This window comes from Sphingobacterium sp. HSC-15S19 (assembly GCF_050433745.1).
GTDB classification, from domain to species: domain Bacteria; phylum Bacteroidota; class Bacteroidia; order Sphingobacteriales; family Sphingobacteriaceae; genus Sphingobacterium; species Sphingobacterium siyangense.
Window position 1 is genome coordinate 1 of record NZ_JBNPWQ010000052.1, and the last position, 17561, is coordinate 17561.

General features: G+C 41.1%; 11 protein-coding genes. 3 read left to right on the forward strand and 8 right to left on the reverse strand.

The genetic code is table 11. The features are described 5' to 3' along the window. Positions 1-1039: 1039 nt before the first annotated feature. On the forward strand, positions 1040-2446 hold the full coding sequence (locus tag L1283_RS26435; protein ID WP_232475667.1) for a Gfo/Idh/MocA family protein: 1407 nt from the start codon (positions 1040-1042) through the stop codon (positions 2444-2446). Between the two features lie 69 nt (positions 2447-2515). Continuing rightward, on the forward strand, positions 2516-3553 hold the full coding sequence (locus L1283_RS26440) for a formylglycine-generating enzyme family protein (RefSeq protein ID WP_088160141.1): 1038 nt from the start codon (positions 2516-2518) through the stop codon (positions 3551-3553). Positions 3554-3597: 44 nt separating this feature from the next. On the opposite strand, the gene carB is transcribed toward L1283_RS26440, so the two are convergent. Then, complete coding sequence (gene carB, locus L1283_RS26445; protein ID WP_088160142.1) at positions 3598-6417, reverse strand: carbamoyl-phosphate synthase large subunit; 2820 nt, start codon at positions 6415-6417, stop codon at positions 3598-3600. Positions 6418-6678: 261 nt separating this feature from the next. Further along, positions 6679-8913: a beta-N-acetylhexosaminidase gene (locus L1283_RS26450; RefSeq protein ID WP_429626697.1), complete on the reverse strand. Its 2235-nt coding sequence runs from the start codon at positions 8911-8913 to the stop codon at positions 6679-6681. A 173-nt stretch (positions 8914-9086) separates the two neighbouring features. On the opposite strand from L1283_RS26450, the gene lipA reads away from it, so the two are divergent. Next, positions 9087-9968, forward strand: a complete 882-nt coding sequence (gene lipA, locus L1283_RS26455) for a lipoyl synthase (RefSeq protein ID WP_429626698.1) — start codon at positions 9087-9089, stop codon at positions 9966-9968. A gap of 134 nt (positions 9969-10102) precedes the next feature. On the opposite strand, the gene L1283_RS26460 is transcribed toward lipA, so the two are convergent. The 6 genes from L1283_RS26460 to pnuC form a co-directional block, all read right to left on the reverse strand. Then, the gene (locus tag L1283_RS26460; RefSeq protein WP_429626699.1) at positions 10103-12763 is read right to left on the reverse strand and encodes a hypothetical protein; all 2661 of its coding nucleotides are present in this window, start codon (positions 12761-12763) and stop codon (positions 10103-10105) included. Then, positions 12763-13722 carry a GLPGLI family protein gene (locus L1283_RS26465; RefSeq protein ID WP_429626700.1) on the reverse strand — a complete coding sequence of 320 codons (960 nt, stop codon included), beginning with the start codon at positions 13720-13722 and terminating at the stop codon, positions 12763-12765. The genes L1283_RS26460 and L1283_RS26465 overlap by 1 nt, the downstream gene beginning before the upstream one ends. A 142-nt stretch (positions 13723-13864) precedes the next feature. After that, positions 13865-15430: an amidohydrolase gene (locus L1283_RS26470; protein ID WP_232475670.1), complete on the reverse strand. Its 1566-nt coding sequence runs from the start codon at positions 15428-15430 to the stop codon at positions 13865-13867. Positions 15431-15789: 359 nt separating this feature from the next. Continuing rightward, positions 15790-16200 (reverse strand): BrxA/BrxB family bacilliredoxin, encoded by a 411-nt coding sequence (locus tag L1283_RS26475; RefSeq protein ID WP_070563263.1) that lies wholly within the window; start codon positions 16198-16200, stop codon positions 15790-15792. A 151-nt stretch (positions 16201-16351) separates the two neighbouring features. Beyond that, positions 16352-16885, reverse strand: coding sequence for an AAA family ATPase (locus tag L1283_RS26480; protein WP_088163435.1), 534 nt, complete (start codon positions 16883-16885; stop codon positions 16352-16354). A gap of 23 nt (positions 16886-16908) precedes the next feature. Continuing rightward, complete coding sequence (gene pnuC, locus L1283_RS26485; protein ID WP_088160147.1) at positions 16909-17511, reverse strand: nicotinamide riboside transporter PnuC; 603 nt, start codon at positions 17509-17511, stop codon at positions 16909-16911. Positions 17512-17561: the final 50 nt, after the last annotated feature.

A 17561-nucleotide genomic window follows, 5' to 3' on the forward strand; every position in this document is an offset into this window, starting at 1 on the left:
GTAGGTCGGTGCCTTTTTTTACACGGAAGCCCTTGCTGGAAACAGTCAAGGGCTTCTTTCGTTTAAGTACTTCCGTATTTCCATGTACAGGCTATGGCATATCCTCCGCCTAGTGGTTATCGCAGCACAGGACCATCGGTGAGCCCGGCCCATCGGTAGCTGTTCCGCAAACGGTAGCAGTCCTGCAACCACAACTGTCACTGTTCTCAGTGGTATGGAGCATCCTTGTAGCCGAGGGGAATTGTAATCCAGTGGACAGCACTCATACAGCCTTCACTGACCGTGTCAAACCTTATTGCTTTTCACCAGTGTCCTATAACCACATATCGGTAAGTACTGCAAGGGCTACTCGTAATTATTGGGGGATATCCTGTCCTGCTACTATCCTTGTCAAGCTATATTGTTTTTCATCTGTATCGTATTGCTGTATATCAATTGGCCTTGCAGTAGCTACTTTTAATAAGCAGTTGTATATGCTGTCCGACTGTTGGGAAGTATTCAGGTAATGGTTACAGATATAGCTCTCAGTATTACATGCTATACAGCTATTCTACTCTATTATTAAGCTTTATTGGCAAATGTCATTAACCACATAACTTGATCTTCTTATTTACACATCCCGATCAGGAACGTAATATAACATTATACCTGCAGCTATACCTTTGTGTATTTACAATTGTATAACGATAGCAAATGCAGCTCGATATTCCCTGCTAGAGTAAACGGCTGTGATGACTGTTATCCCCATCAAGGATTTCATTATTGAAAACTTTGTGGCTAGTGAATATCGATTGAAAAACAACGAAGATAAAAAATTAGGCAATCGTTTGTGTAGATTAAGCAAACGATTGCTTTCAAGTTTCATTTTTTATTTAGAAAAAAGTGTTATATTATTGTTATAGAGATTAAGTTCTTACATGAGAACCAAATATAAATCCAATCCAAAAGGATTTTTCTATTGACTGTTTAGTTTGTTTTAAAATAGGTGATTTTTTAGAGGGACCAATTGGTCCCTTTAAATTTATATGAACTTTAAATTATGGATTCTAGAAGAGATTTTCTAAAAAAGGCCGGAATATTGTCATCACTGGCTGTTTCACTTCCTACTTTGGTCAATGCCAATACGGCAGCAGGGTCGTTTAATATGTGTGGCTATGCAGCTCCAAAAATTGATAAAGTCAGAGTAGCAGTGATTGGACTGGGCATGCGCGGTCCTGGTGCTGTTGAACGGTTGTCCTTTATTGAGGGATGCGAAATTGTCGCACTTTGCGACAAACATCCGGATCGGGTTGAGCGCGCAACAAAAATCGTTACATCGAAAGGTCTAACAGCTCCGAAAGCGTATTCAGGTGAAGATGGTTGGAAATCCCTGTTGAAAGAAGAGAAACTCGATCTGGTCTATATTTGTACGCCTTGGGATTATCATACTCCGATGAGTATTGCCGCGATGAAAGCGGGTAATCATGTGGCTTGTGAAGTGCCGATCGCTTTGACGATCAAAGATTGTTGGGAGGTCGTGAAGACATCTGAAGCGACTAAAAAGCATTGTATGATGCTGGAAAATTGCTGTTATGATTTCTTCGAAATGCTGACATTGAATATGGTGCGCCAAGGCTTGTTTGGCGAACTCGTTCATGCCGAGGGTGCTTATATTCACGATTTGCTGGATCTTAATTTTGCAAAGAATGGCTATGATAACATGTGGCGCCTGAGAGAAAATATAAAATTAAATGGAAATCTATATCCTACTCATGGTCTTGGGCCTGTGGCACAATGCTTAAATATCAATAGAGGGGATAAGATGGATCATCTTGTGGCAATGTCTTCCAATGATTTTATGATGGGAGAAAAAGCAAAAGAGCTAGCGGCCAAGGATTCTTTTTTTCAGGAATTTGTCGGAAAGAAATACCGTGGTAATATGAATACAACGCTTATCCGCACCGCAAAAGGAAAAACGATTATGCTGCAGCATGATGTTACTTCTCCTAGACCTTACTCTAGGCTGCATACACTGAGCGGTACGAAAGGATTTGCGCAAAAGTACCCTACGGAGAATATTGCTTTTGGCCATGAATTCATTACAGAACAGAAATTAAAAGAACTGTACGATAAATACACACCAGAATTGGTAAAATATATTGGTGAGCAGGCAAAACAGGTTGGTGGACACGGTGGGATGGATTTTATGATGGACTGGCGTCTGATAGACTGTTTGCGCAACGGATTACCTTTGGACCAGGATGTCTATGATGCTGCTTCATGGAGCTGTATCGTGCCATTGAGTTTTGAATCTGTAGAAAAGAACTGTAAAACAGTTGATGTACCGGATTTCACAAAGGGTGCATGGAAAAATAATACGCCGGTAGAAATCACGTTAAAAGGCGGTGGAAATACGCCTATTCGTGCTAGATCAGCGAAAAAAGAAAATATACAACTGGGCGTATAGCCCTCTTATATAAAATGACTTATTGAAGGGGAACTTTTTATTGTTCCCCTTTTATGTTTATCTTTAATTATGTTATTCAATCTGACTCTAATTACCTGTTTATCGTTATTTTCCACCAAGGATACACTTTCCTGTTGTGTTGGGGAAAATATACCTACGCGCGCAGGTCTGATAAAATCCCAAATTGCGCAGTTAAAAAGTAAGACTACGGACAAGATGATATTAGTCGAAGGGGGCAAATTTTTGATGGGAAGTTCGAATTTTGAAGATAGTAAGCCTTTACATCAGGTGCAACTGAACTCATTTTATATGGACGAACATGAGGTCACAAATGCACAGTTTGCGCAGTTTGTAAAGGAGACAGGTTATGTAACTGTTGCTGAGCGGGAACTGGATCCGAAAGATTTTCCAGGGGTGGACCCCAAAATGTTAGTTCCGGGATCGGCTGTATTTTCCAAACCTAAAGAACTCAATTCATTAAACAATTATCTGATGTGGTGGGAGTATGTCCCTGGTGCAAACTGGCAACATCCCGAGGGACCGAATAGCTCGATAAAGGATAAAATGAATCATCCGGTTGTTCAGGTTGCCTATGAAGATGCTGCAGCTTACGCGAAATGGGCAGGTAAACGATTACCTACAGAAGCGGAGTGGGAATATGCGGCTAGAGGACGTAAAGATGCAAACGATGACTTGTATTATTGGGGCAAGGACTTGAAGCCTAATGGTAAATGGACCGCCAATATTTACCAGGGAAAATTTCCTGTACAAGATTCAAAGGAGGATGGCTTTGAGGGGACTGCGCCTGTAAAATCATTTCAGGCAAATGCGTTGGGACTGTACGATATGGAAGGGAATGTGTGGGAATGGTGTGCTGATTTTTATAGACCCGATTATTATCAGCATAGTACAACTGCTAACCCCAAAGGACCACAAGATTCTTATGATCCGCAGGAACCAAATCTTGAAAAACGCGTTCAGCGGGGAGGGTCATTTCTTTGCAATGATCAATATTGCGAAAGGTATAAAGCCGGAAGCAGAGGAAAAGGGGAGGTTAACAGTCCGACAAATAATGTTGGCTTCCGCTGTGTAAAAGATATAAAATAGAAAAGGCTTGCATTTGCAAGCCTTTTCTATTTTATTGATATGTCTTATTGTGCATTCAAAAACATTGATTTTTGATTGTACAATTCTCTGAAATAAGGATCCTGAAGATCTTTGATAAAGCGAATTGCTTCACCAGTTGATTTCATCTCAGGGCCTAATTGCTTGTCTACTTCAGGGAATTTATTGAAAGAGAATACAGGTTCTTTAATCGCGTATCCTTTCAGTTTACGTTCTATTGTAAAGTCTTTCAATTTATTAACACCCAACATAACCTTAGTTGCAATATTGATGTAAGGAACATCATAAGCTTTAGCGATGAAAGGAACCGTACGTGATGCGCGTGGATTAGCCTCGATAACATATACATTTTCACCTTTTACAGCAAACTGAATGTTTAATAGACCTCTTACGTTCAATGCTTTTGCTAGTTTAACGGAATATTCTTCCATTTTATCCTGAACAGCTTGTGATAGGCCAAATGGAGGCAATACAGCTGAAGAGTCTCCTGAGTGGATACCGGCAGGTTCAATATGTTCCATCATACCAATGATGTGTACATCTTCACCATCACAGATTGAATCTGATTCAGCTTCTTCTGCACGATCCAGGAAGTGGTCGATCAGGATATGGTTTCCAGGAAGGTTTTTCAACAAGTTGACAACAGCTTTTTCTAGATCTTCATCGTTGATAACAATGCTCATGCCTTGTCCACCCAATACGTAAGAAGGACGAACCAATACTGGATATCCAACTTCGTTTGCAACTTGTAATGCTTCTTCTGCTGAAGTTGCCACACCGTATCTTGGATATGGAATTTCCAATTCTTTCAGTAGATCGGAGAAACGGCCACGGTCTTCTGCCAAGTCCATATTCTCAAATGAAGTACCGATGATTTTTACGCCAAGTTGCTCTAGACGCTCAGCCATTTTAAGGGCTGTTTGTCCACCCAACTGAACGATAACACCTTCTGGTTTTTCTAATTCGATGATCTCACGTACATGCTCCCAGAATACGGGCTCGAAGTATAATTTGTCAGCCATATTGAAGTCTGTCGATACAGTCTCCGGGTTACAGTTAACCATAATCGCTTCGTAACCACATTCTTTAGCCGCCAATAAACCGTGTACACAGGAGTAATCGAACTCGATACCCTGACCGATACGGTTAGGACCTGAGCCTAAAACGATGATTTTCTTTCTATCTGAAGAGATTGATTCGTTTTCTTCTTCGAAAGTTGAATAGTAGTATGGTGTTTGTGCAGGGAATTCTGCAGCACAAGTATCTACCATTTTGTAAACACGGTTGATACCTAGCTCCTTACGACGATCGTAAACTTGATCCTCTGTTACATTTCCTAGTAACCATGCGATTTGTACATCTGAATAACCTTTTTGCTTTAAGGTCATGAAGAAATCGCGTGGAATATTATTCAATTGATAACGACGTAATTCTTGCTCAAGGTGTACCAACTCTTGGATCTGTACTAAGAACCATTTGTCGATACGTGTTGCCTTACGGATAGATTCCAAAGGAACACCTAATTCGAAAGCATCTTTGATATGGAATAAACGGTCACCACTTGGATGTTCCAAACTGTCCATGATCTCGTCAAGGTTTCTCCATTGACGACCGTCAGCACCTAAACCAGCGCGGCCAGTCTCCAATGATTGACAAGCTTTCTGTAAAGCTTCGATAAATGTACGGCCGATTGCCATTACTTCACCTACTGCTTTCATCTGTAGACCTAATTCCTTGTTTGCTCCTTTGAATTTATCGAAGTTGAAACGAGGGATCTTAACGATCACATAGTCTAATGTTGGTTCAAAATATGCGGATGTTGTCTTTGTGATCTGATTTTGCAATTCATCCAAGTTGTAACCAATCGCCAATTTAGCAGCAATCTTCGCAATTGGATAACCCGTTGCTTTCGATGCTAAAGCCGAAGAGCGTGATACACGTGGATTGATTTCGATGGCAATAATTTCTTCGTTTTCTGGGTTTACAGAGAACTGAACGTTACAACCACCTGCAAATGTACCAATTGAACGCATCATCAGAATAGCCTGATTACGCATGTCTTGATAACATTTGTCTGACAATGTCATGCCCGGTGCAACAGTGATTGAGTCTCCAGTGTGGATACCCATTGGATCGAAGTTTTCAATGGTACAGATGATGATAACATTGTCGTTGGTATCACGAAGTAATTCCAACTCAAATTCTTTCCAGCCCAATACCGCTTGCTCTACCAAAACTTCGTGTGTTGGTGAAGCATGTAAACCTCTATTTAAGGCTGCGTCAAAATCTTCTTTTCTGTGAACAAATCCACCTCCTGTACCTGCAAGAGTATAAGATGGACGTATAACAAGCGGATAGCCAATTTCTTGTGCCGCTTCTTTACCTTCAAGGAATGAGTTTGCAATTTTGGATGTTGCAACGCCCACACCGATATCAACCATTAATTGACGGAATTCTTCACGGTTTTCAGTTTTTTCAATGGCAGCAACATCAACACCGATAACTTTTACGTTGTATTTTTCCCAAAGACCTAGGTTAGAAGCTTCGATACATAAGTTCAAAGCAGTCTGGCCACCCATGGTAGGAAGTACAGCGTCAATGTTGTGTTTTTGCAAAATTTCTTCAATACTTTCGCATGTTAATGGAAGTAAGTAGACATTGTCTGCAACAACTTTGTCCGTCATGATTGTTGCAGGGTTTGAGTTGATGATGGATACTTCAATACCTTCTTCTTTCAATGAAAGAGATGCTTGAGATCCAGAATAATCAAATTCACAAGCTTGACCGATAACGATGGGACCTGATCCGATGATTAAAACCGACTTAATGGAAGTGTTTCTTGGCATTATATCTAGTTCAAAAAATTAAATTTCCTATTGTAAATCTGAGCAAAGACAATCAAAAGTAGCTCATGGGGAAGGGTCATTCCGACTGCTTTGTCGGAGTGCAAAGTTACATTTTAAATTTTGAAAATTAACTATTTATTTTAAGAATATTTCAAAAAAAAATGTAGTTTTTTAGAAAAGTGGTCCTGAAAAAACAAAAACGAGTTGGAAAACATAAGCAGTATGTTTTCCAACTCGTAGGCAATAATGGGGCTGATTTGTTTAATAAACGATGATTTCGTCCGTAAACAAGTAGCCTTTTTTTGGATTGCTGGCTTTGATTTTTATATAACGGGCCTGTTGGGCTTTGTCAAGTTTGAGTTCAAACCTTTTGAAAGTCAACTTGGATTCTTTATCGGATATGTCATTTTTGATTGTTCCTACAGATCTGAAGGTACGGCCATTATCCGAAAGCAGGACTTCCATTTCTCCTGGCATATAAACGCCGGGGCCGATCATCTGCATAAAATTCATGGCTACTTGGTGTATTTCCTCCCTGCGTTCCATATCCACGACAACATCAATCGGACTGGTGAATCCTTGCCATTGACCATCGTGATAGGAAAGACCGCCCATGATTCCGTTTGTTAAGGTAGAATCTTTTTGTGCTGGATATCCCGACCATGCTGTGTTGTACGTTACTTTTTTTCCAATAGCACGATGAATGTCAATATCAAAGGATAGGGTTGGACCGATTTTGATAGAATCTAGAAAATAAGCGGCATTGATATGACCTGTTGAGCTGAGTTCAAATGGTCCAGTATATGGTGTAGACAAGATTGTAGGCTCACTGCTATCAATGGTATATCGGATCTGATCTGTTTTTAGTTGCTCCGTTGTCAGCGTAATTTTATTGTTGTTTTTAGCAGCATTGTATGTTGCTGTATAAGCGACATTAAAGGAAGGACGATAATAATTGACGTTTAGATCTTGTAGTAGCTTATAATGTGATTGTAGTCTTCGCTGAAAGTCTGTCCAGCTTTTCCCATCTTTATTTGTCCAATTGACTTCCGCCAATGCCAGTGCACGTGGGAACACCATATATTCGAGGTGTTCGGTGGTAGGTACATATTCTGTCCATATATTCGCTTGTGCTCCGAGGATATGCTTGGCTTTGTCCCCTTGTATCGCAGCTGGAATAGGATCATACGAATAAACTTTATCTAATGTCAGGTAACCCCCGATGGCCTCAGGCTGTGTCCGTGGGTCTGTCTGATAAGAATCAAAATAGAGGTGTGAACCTGGAGTCATGATGACATCATGGCCTGCATTTGCGGCCTTTATGCCGCCGTCTTCACCGCGCCAGCTCATGACGGTAGCTCCTTCTGTGAGCCCCCCTTGAAGGATTTCGTCCCAACCGATCAGCTTTCTACCCTTGGATTGCAGGTATAGATCCATTTGTTTGATAGCATAACTCTGCAGTTCGTCAACAGATTTTAATCCTTCTTTTTGCATGAGCGCCTGATCTTTTGGGCAGGTTTCCCAATGCTTCTTCTCAGCTTCATCACCGCCGATATGAATGTACTGGGAAGGGAATATCGTGAGTACTTCATCCAAAACATTTTTTAGAAATTCAAAGGTTTTTTCATTGCCGATACAGAATTCTCCCTGACTATAGGGCTTTCCGGAGCAAGAGAGTTCGGGATATACGGCCAATACTTCTTCCGAATGTCCGGGCATTTCTATCTCAGGAATTACATTGATTCCTTTACGGGCTGCATAGTCGACCAATTCGCGTGCTTCTTCCTGGGTATAGAATCCACCGCTGGCATTTGGCTTACCTTTTTCTACATACTGACGACCATTGTTCCACCAATCTTTCCAGCCCGTATGTGTACGCCAGGCCGCCTTTTGTGTTAACTCCGGATATTTCTTAATCTCCAATCGCCATCCCGCTCCGTCGGTTAAATGCCAATGAAAATTGTTGAATTTGTAGATGGCCATGATGTCGATATACTTTTTGACAAAAGATAGTGGCATAAAATGGCGCGATACATCCAGGTGTAAGCCACGGTAGGCAAATCGTGGCTCATCGACTATAGTCGCATAGGCTATTTTACTTGGATCAGCTTGTAGATAACCCAATTGAACCAGTGTGTAAATCCCATTGATAACCTGGGGTACATTCCAGGCCCTGAGTAGCAGGCCTTTTTCATCGATTTGGATGGAATAGGCGTTCTTGCTAAGGTTATCTGCATCGACTGCTTTAAGAATGCGAAAGCCTTCTTTTGGGCCTTTTTTATTTTTCTTGAGTACTTCGACAGCTAGGCTTTTGATAGCTGGGTGTTCAGTAAGCAGTTGTGTCGCCTCCTGAAATTCATCTGAAACAACAACCTGAAGATGTGTAGGGATAGCGTATGTTCCCGTAGCCAATGTGATTTTCGAAGGTTTGGGTATAATGTCAAAGTTGGTTTGGGCATGTGCAGTAAAGATGGTTGCACCCCCAAGTAACAACATGGATAAAGATCGGCTCAGTCGCATAGTTTTGTTATTAGATTAATGATAATCAACACAAATATCCTAATTTTTGTTTCATAATTCTATTATTGGTGGCAATCGGTCATTTTTTATGATATAAAACCAACAAATTGACGGTTAGAAATTACATTTTTAATCCTTAACTTTGTTGTATGATTGAACTTCCAGTTATTCCGGCAACTCCTGCACAACGCAAGCCTGATTGGTTGCGTGTCAAATTGCCTGTTGGTAAAGAGTATAGACATGTCAGAAGTCTTGTAGACGAGCATAAATTACATACAATTTGTGAGAGTGGAAATTGCCCGAATATGGGCGAATGTTGGGGAGCTGGAACGGCAACCTTCATGATTTTGGGAAATATCTGTACACGTTCTTGTTCATTTTGTGCGGTAGCAACCGGTCGTCCTCTGGCGGTTGATTTGGATGAACCCAATCGTGTCGCCAATTCTGTCAAGTTAATGCAGGTAAAACACTGTGTGATCACTTCGGTGGATCGTGATGACCTAAAAGATGGTGGTTCGGTAATATGGGCGGAGACAATCAACGCAATCCGTAGAGAAAGCCCAGAAACAACCTTAGAAACACTTTTGCCAGATTTTAAAGGACAATGGGATAATTTGGATCGCGTGATCGCAGTACGTCCCGAAGTTGTTTCGCACAACCTCGAAACTGTCCGTCGTTTGACAAGAGAAGTTCGTGTTCAGGCTAAATACGATCGTTCACTCGAGTGCCTACGTCGCATTTCTGAAGCTGGACTCCGTACAAAATCAGGTATTATGCTTGGCTTAGGTGAAACTGAGGAAGATGTTATCGAGGCAATGCACGATTTATATAACGTCGGGGTACATATTTTGACATTGGGTCAGTATTTACAGCCTACGAAAGCTCACCATCCTGTAATCGAATGGATTACACCTGCACAGTTTGAGAAATATCAGAAAATTGGTTTAGAAATGGGATTCAAGTATGTGGAGTCTGGACCGTTGGTTCGTTCTTCTTATCATGCTGAGAAACATCTATTCGATATGCAATAGAAAATAGTTCTAAAGTTTTTTAACGAAGAATACTTTTTTCGCAAGATATAAAAAGAAGCCTGAGTGATTTTTTGCTCAGGCTTCTTTTTTTAATAGCTCAAGGCAATTGTTTCTTTTCGATGGAGTCTGATGCTTTAAAGGTTAAAAACTGTGCGGAGTAAAATTGTTCTCCCGCGAAGTTCAAATTCATTCTGGGAAATCATATTGGCCGTCATCAGATAAGTACGATAGTTTTTGATATTGGCCAAATTATTCATTTCTAATTCGAAGTCCATTTTCCACTTGTTGACCTTGTAGCGCGTAAAAAAGTCTATGAAGGTATAACTTGCATTCTTCATGTTTGTTTGAAAGGTGGCAAGATTGCGCAGGTTTAGCCGCATAAAGCCATTTTTGAATGGGCTGGTCGGAAAACCTATATTATGCATCATTGTGGTGGTTTTATTTTGGATCGTATTGTCCAGGCCCTGTTGTTTACTCCTGCTCCAATTGAATAGTCCTGAATAGGAAATGTTATAAGATGTAAAGACTTTAGCTTCTATACTGGGTTGAAATAGATAGCTCATACTTCGAATAGGGACTAGGGCATTGTTTAACAATTGATTGTATTTGAAGTGAGAAATGCTTCCTTTTAGTTTGAGGGTACTTGCCAGGGGGAAAATGTATTTATCAAACCCGATCTGAGAAGACCAGCGCTCCTGCAGGTTATCCATATTGACCAAGATATTTTCGGTGATGTTATTTTTTATAACGGAAGATAATATCGTGTTGGAAAGCGATCTTGAATAGCTAATACCAGCATTTGCAAATAATACTTTTAGGGTGCGGGCTAAATTATAATTGAGATTAAATGTATGTTTTTTGGATTCATTTAGCGCTGCATTATTTTGGCTGAGCATTCTATAGTTCCGTAATACCGCACCACGGTATATATCTTCTATGTTACCAATGTCCTGCGCAAATTGATAGTTAAATTGAAGATAGTCTTCTTGAGAAACCTGCCATCTCGCTTTTAAATTAGGATTGATCAGCATGGAATTTTTGGACGTGGACAGCTGATGACTGACGTCTTCATAATGGGTAAATAAATAGGTTACCGGGATGTCGAGCTGGGTTTCAAACCGATTTGTTTTCCAGGAATATTGAGGAGTAATAAATGCTTGGGACCTGCTCCAATACAGATCATTACGGGTATTATCGCCCAATGCGCGAATATGTTGATCATTATCCGCTATTGTAAGGAGCGAGTTGAAGTGTTGGCGATCTGTATTGAAGCCAATTTGATAGTATTGCTTGATTCGGCCTTTATTGAAGCGATAACCTGTACTGATCTCCGTAAAAAAGGAAGGAATTTCAATTTGCTGGCGGCTACTTTTATAGGGAATGCTATCGTTGAGTATTTCTGGAAAAACGCCGGGATAGATCTGTAAAGTCTGTGGTTTATTACCATAATTTAAAGACCAGTTGATTGCAATAATGTCATTGTTTTTAAGTTGGGGTATATAGCTAAACAAGTTGCTGAATCCCTTGATATTGTGTTTTTGGAACTGCTCGATCTGGCCTGAAGAGTTTGCCAACAATGCTGTTATATCTTTTTTTTCATACTCAAATGACAAGGCATTACTCGCATATTTCTTTTCCGTATTGGTGGATGCCGAAAGTCTGGCTGCGCCAAGCCATCGCGCTGTTTTCAGATGATTTTGCTCATTAAAATAGACGTCGCCATCATCGAGCAGGTATTGTGTGCTTGCGGCATTATTTTGCCTATCGTTGTCGTATAAAACCTGAATATTTGATTTTAGCTGCCAGTGATTCTTGAGGTTGTATAGGTTATTGGTGTTTAGCGAACCTGTATTGTTGAAATAATAGTTGTTTTTAGGAATATTTGGACTGCCTGTTGTGCTCGTCGCCAGGAGATTGTTGATGGGCGAGCTGCCAAACTTGGCCAGTAAAGAGGACTGATTGGCGCCGATGATATCTCCGGAAAGATCATTGCCGGTATTATTACCGCTGAGGACATTCAACATCTTAACTTTTTTGTTGAATAGGATTGAGTTCAATTCAGGATCATAGAGATTGGGCGTGCCGACGCCAATTTTGGCCTGCCCAGTGAGTTTTAGCTTTGCTTCCTCTTTGATAACGAGATTTATGGCGACGTCGTCTGTAAATCTTTTATTTTTAAGGACTTTATAATGTTCGTGATTGTCGAGTACCTGAATGTCCTTTACCATTTTATGCGGGATTGTCCGTGTACCTACACCATAGCGATTTTCCAATAGATCGTCACCGTCAATGTAAAGTTTAGAAACGGTTTTGTCCTGGTATTTAATAAGACCCGATTCGGTAACTTCCATACCCGGAAGACGTTTAATTACGTCGCCTATATTTCGATCCTCTTCTTTGGCAAAAGATCCGACGTCGTAGGAGATTGTATCATTTGAACGGCTTACTTTAGGTTTGCTCTTTACAATGACATCTTGTAGTAGATTGGTTTTTGGTACGAGGGCGATCCGAAGATTGGATGTCTGCGTGCCAAGTTTGAGTTCAAATTTTTCGTAAGTAAGGTGATTGATCTGCAGGTAGAGGCTTGCATAGTCCTTTGTTAAGGTAATTGTAAAACGCCCTTCTTTATCTGTCGGTTTGAAAGCGATAATTTTGTTGTCTGAAAGGATGTTGACACTGGCAAAGGGTACGGGATGCTGCGTCTTATCCACTTGGACCGTTCCATTAATCGTTTGCTGGGCAAAGGTTATTTGCCCAAGCAAAACGACTATAAATAAACATAAAAATACTTTCATTAAGGCGTCAGCTCTATCGGATTGTTGGTAACTTTTGAAGGTTTGTATTTATCGTCTCTTGAAATATTGAAACTCTTTATTTTTGACGGATCCAAAGCACCAGCAGGGGAGCCTCCTCCGGAGCCGGAACTGGATCTAACTGCAACCATACTACCCGATGAACCTACACTGATGGTTCTGTTTTTTCCCGATTGGGCTTGCATATAAGCTTGTGGATTGGCCTTAAAGGCTTCCTGAACTTTTTTTACCTCTTCTGCAGTACTTACGATGGCGTTTTGCGGCAGGGCCACCGATGTTTTGCCATCCTCAATTTTGTCGAATCCGGCGTAAGCAAAAATCACCTCATTTTTTGTGTCACGGACATCCAGAATTAGGCCAGGAAGACCATGAAGTTTCCACGGACCATAGGAAAACGGCAGCTCGGTTGTAAACCAGGCGATATAGGTTCGGCCTTTGAATGTTGTTTTTGCGTTCTGGCAATTGTAGCCACCAATTTCTTTGCGGTCACCCAGTATTTCCCAATCTTGAGTAGGGTAAGCCTGTGGAATGGCAAAATTGTCACTGGCAACGCTAACCACTTCGGTCATTTTGTTTTGATTGGCGTCTAATAAATAGGAGGAGCTTGATGGTGTCGAGCGAGTAGTAATGTTTAGTGTACCGTCGAAACTGGGGCCCTCCATTTGTTTTTTGACCTCATCTTGCATGCGCTTGGATGAATATGATGTGTAGTAGCTGGCCTGTTGATTCAGGTAAACGACTGTTTCATCGCGTATAAATTGATCCCGTTGGGTGCTATCATTTACATGCTTGAATTCGTAATGTACTTTTGCGATCGCTGGAGTACGCTCTTGTGCAAATAACAGCTGCGTCGCTAAGGATAATAGGAATGGTAATGAATATTTTATAAATGTATGTTTATATCGTAAATATACGAAATATTCGTAATCAGGAAAATTTATTCTAAATTTTCCTTGTAATCCTCTCTAGGGCAGGTTACTGCAGGTGAAGAAATGTTTGATTTGTTAGCTATCTTTTTTGTTAACTATTTCGCTTTGTCAGCGATATAAGTTTAGTGGGCATGTTTAGGCATATGCGCTATTGTTATCTTTTAAACACAGTCTCACCTGCAATTACTGTCCGTTCTGTTTTTACATTTCGCAGTTGCTCATTCGGAATTTTCAAGATATCCTTTTCGAGGATAACAAAATCGGCATCTTTTCCCACTTCGATACTTCCTCTTTTTTTCTCCTGAAAACAGGAGTATGCCGCCCAGATTGTCATTCCCTTCAAAGCGTCTTCACGGCTTATCGCATCTTGCATCTGAAATCCGTGGCTAGGATATCCTTTTTTGTCGACGCGGGCTACTGCCGCGTGGAAACCATATAAGGGATTGAAATGTTCGACCGGGAAATCACTCCCCAATGCGAGTTTTCCATATTCTTTCAACAGATGCTTATATGCGTAAGCGCCTTTCATGCGTTCTTCACCGAGTCGATCTTTGGCCCAGTACATATCGGAGGTTGCATGTGTGGGTTGTACAGATGGTATGATTTGATACTTTCGAAACTTATCAAAATCTGCAGGCGATATAATTTGGGCGTGCTCGATTCGCCATCTACGATCGTCGTTATTGTGGAGGTATTTGCCATAAATATCCAATATAATACGATTGGCCGAATCGCCTATCGCATGGGTATTTGCCTGAAACTTACTTTCGGCAATCTGTTTGATCATTGCTTCGTATTCTTGAGGGCTATGGAGGAGAAAGCCATGGGTGGGGGCATCATGGTAATGCGCGAGGAGGCATGCACCACGGGATCCCAATGCGCCATCGGCGAGCAGTTTAAATCCTTTGATCTCGAAACGGTCTGTTTCATAGAAACCCTGATCGATAAATGACTTTATATTTTGCGGATTGCCTAGGATCATGGCATAATCTCTAATTTTCAACTGCCCTTCCCGATAGTATTTCTTAAGCAGATCGAGTCTTTCTTTTGATAAACCTGCATCTACAATGGAGGTAAGACCAACGGAAAGGAGGGAGTCTTGCGTTCGCTTGAGCATTCTTAGATATTCTTTTTCACTCGGAACCGGAATGGTCTTATTGACAAGATCCATTGCATTGTCGATCAAGAGACCATTGGGAGTATCATTAGTCCCGCCGACTACACCGCCGCGAATGATGGGGATACTCGTTAATTTTGCCCATTCGAGTGCTTTGGAGTTCGCAACCGCCGCATGATAATCTACACGCATGAGGTAGACGGGGATATCCGGGAAAGCTTTATCGAGTAGGTCCTTGGTTGGGAAAGTTTTATCTTTCCAGCGATTTTGGTCCCAGCCACCACCGATCAGCCAAGTTTTGCCCGGGTTTTTTTGTTGGTAGTTTTTGACACGTTGAATAACCTCCTCGAAAGAATCGGCGCCGTTTAGGTCGACTTGATCCATTAGTTCGGCTTCGTCAAATAAATGCGCATGGGCATCGTAGAATCCCGGATAAATGGCCTTCCCCTGTGCGTCAATTTTTTCTATTGCTTTGTACTTTCGCTGTATTTCTTCATCGGAACCAATGGCCATAAACTTACCATCTTTGACAGCAAAAGCATGTGCTGTACTAAAAGCCGAATCTACAGTATATACTTGCGCATGATAAACAATAAGGTCCACTTTCGTTTGCGGTGAACATGATATGATCGTCAAGCAGAACAAAAAAATGATTATTGGGAAGGTTTTCATAACCTAAAAATAGGAAAAAGCTTTTAATAAACTGAAACTAGACTTGGGGCTAGGTCTGCTGGATATGCGGACTTGAGGTTTTGGCTGATCGAATTGCTTTAGGTGATCGAATTGGCTTACGTGAGGCGCCTATGCTGAGTTGCCGCATATTGTTCGGACAGGAGACCATCTGTCAAGTTTTGAAAGGGGACGTGCAGGAAAAGTAAGGAAAATACGAATTATCCAATAGACAAAAAAGGCTATCCAAATAACTTGGACAGCCTTTTTAATTCAAAAATCAAAATACGTGATTAACAGTACTCGTCAAATGCTGCAACTAAATTGTCAGCAATCATTTGTGCCGGGCGACCTTCAATCATATGTCTTTCAATCATGTGTACCAATTTCCCGTCTTTAAATAAAGCCATTGCTGGTGAAGATGGAGGGTAAGGCAACATGTAGTTACGTGCAGTGTTTACTGCATCAGTTTCCATACCTGCGAAAACAGTCACCAATTTAGCTGGGTGTTTTTCGTTTTTTACAGCAGCTTTTGCAGCAGGACGTGCATTTGCAGCAGCGCAACCACAAACAGAGTTTACAACCACAAAAACAGTTCCTTCTGATGCGATAGCCTGATCAACTGCTTCAGGTGTTTTTAATTCTTCGAATCCCGCATCAACTAACTCTTGACGCATTGGAGTTACTAAATATTCTGGATACATTATTTCTTAAGTAAAATGTTAATATTCTATTTTAATTGTGTTTATAAAGCTTTCTGTCGCCGGGCAAGTATACTTACTCCGCATAAACAACATGCTATACTTTATTCCTACAAATATAGCTGTAAAAGGCTGCTTCGTCAAGACACTTGTCTCAAATCAATGTCAGAAAATCTTTTACAGCATGAAGTCCATTTTCAAGACGTTGGTCGCCGAGACCCGAAACAAGACGATAATTCGCATTAATGGCGTTCAATTCGCTTTTCCAGATCTCCATGAAATGTTCGCGCTGTTCGGGGAAATCCCGTAGTGGATCGTCCTGCCAGGGTAGATCGATATCCATCAGCAGATAAAGGTCATAAACATGTTGTTGAATTTTATCGGTGACTTCCGGTGGTGTATGACCGAAAAGATGATCTGACCAAATTTTGACCGTAAGGAAGGTAGTGTCACAGATGAGAAGCTGTCCTTGTGCTAAATTGACCAGCGCTTCCTCCAAAGCGACCTGTCCATAAAACATATTGACTTCGTCCTGTAAGGTATATTTATTGTTGAGGCTTTGGCAATAATAACGTGAATATTCGGGCACGCATACTGTCTGAAATTCCTTGGCAAGAAATTGTGCCATCGTTGATTTTCCGGTGGACTCGGGGCCAACAACGGCAATTTTTATGAAATCTTTTCCCACATCGATCGTTTTGATAGGCAATATTACGCAAAATTTTTATAGGTTTTCTGCCAATCGCGATAGCCATTCCAAGCGATGAGTGTGAAAACAAGGTAGAGTACTGCGGTCAGCATAAGGTCTTTGTGTATATAGAGCGGGATATAACAAATATCCACAAATACCCATAAGAGCCAGTTTTGAAGTACTTTGCGTGTCATCAGAAATTGAGCAACAAAACTTACGGACGTGCAGAAAGCGTCAATATAAGGAACATCGGAATTTGTCTTGCTATCGAGGAGATAACCGATTGACAGTGTCAGGACGAGGATTGCCAGGAGGCAAAGGAGCAACTGCCCCTTGCTGGCTTTGACGATGGGTTTCTTTTTTTCTTCTTTTCGTTTTATCCAATAATACCAGCCATAAACAGCAGTAGACAGAAAGTAGAATTGCAGTACAGTATCTCCATATAGTTTGGCATCATAAAACAGAATAGCATAGGACGCCACACTGATGATACTAATCGGCCAGTTCCATATATTTTGCTTAGCGGCCAAATAGACACAAAGAAAGCCTGTCAGGGTACCTAACCATTCGAGCCAAGAGGTCTGGGCAAATTGACGTGCAATCTGCTGAAAAAGATCATGCATGTGGTGTATTAAAAATTACACCCTAAATATACAAAGTCTGCCTTATAGTC

Bases quoted from the DNA above. Each gene is read 5' to 3' on its own strand.
- L1283_RS26460 (WP_429626699.1), bottom strand. From the start codon at position 12,763: ATGAAAGTATTTTTATGTTTATTTATAGTCGTTTTGCTTGGGCAAATA.
- pnuC (WP_088160147.1), bottom strand. From the start codon at position 17,511: ATGCATGATCTTTTTCAGCAGATTGCACGTCAATTTGCCCAGACCTCT.
- L1283_RS26440 (WP_088160141.1), top strand. From the start codon at position 2,516: ATGTTATTCAATCTGACTCTAATTACCTGTTTATCGTTATTTTCCACC.
- carB (WP_088160142.1), bottom strand. From the start codon at position 6,417: ATGCCAAGAAACACTTCCATTAAGTCGGTTTTAATCATCGGATCAGGT.
- lipA (WP_429626698.1), top strand. From the start codon at position 9,087: ATGATTGAACTTCCAGTTATTCCGGCAACTCCTGCACAACGCAAGCCT.
- L1283_RS26450 (WP_429626697.1), bottom strand. From the start codon at position 8,913: ATGTTGTTACTTGGGGGTGCAACCATCTTTACTGCACATGCCCAAACC.
- L1283_RS26435 (WP_232475667.1), top strand. From the start codon at position 1,040: ATGGATTCTAGAAGAGATTTTCTAAAAAAGGCCGGAATATTGTCATCA.
- L1283_RS26475 (WP_070563263.1), bottom strand. From the start codon at position 16,200: ATGTATCCAGAATATTTAGTAACTCCAATGCGTCAAGAGTTAGTTGAT.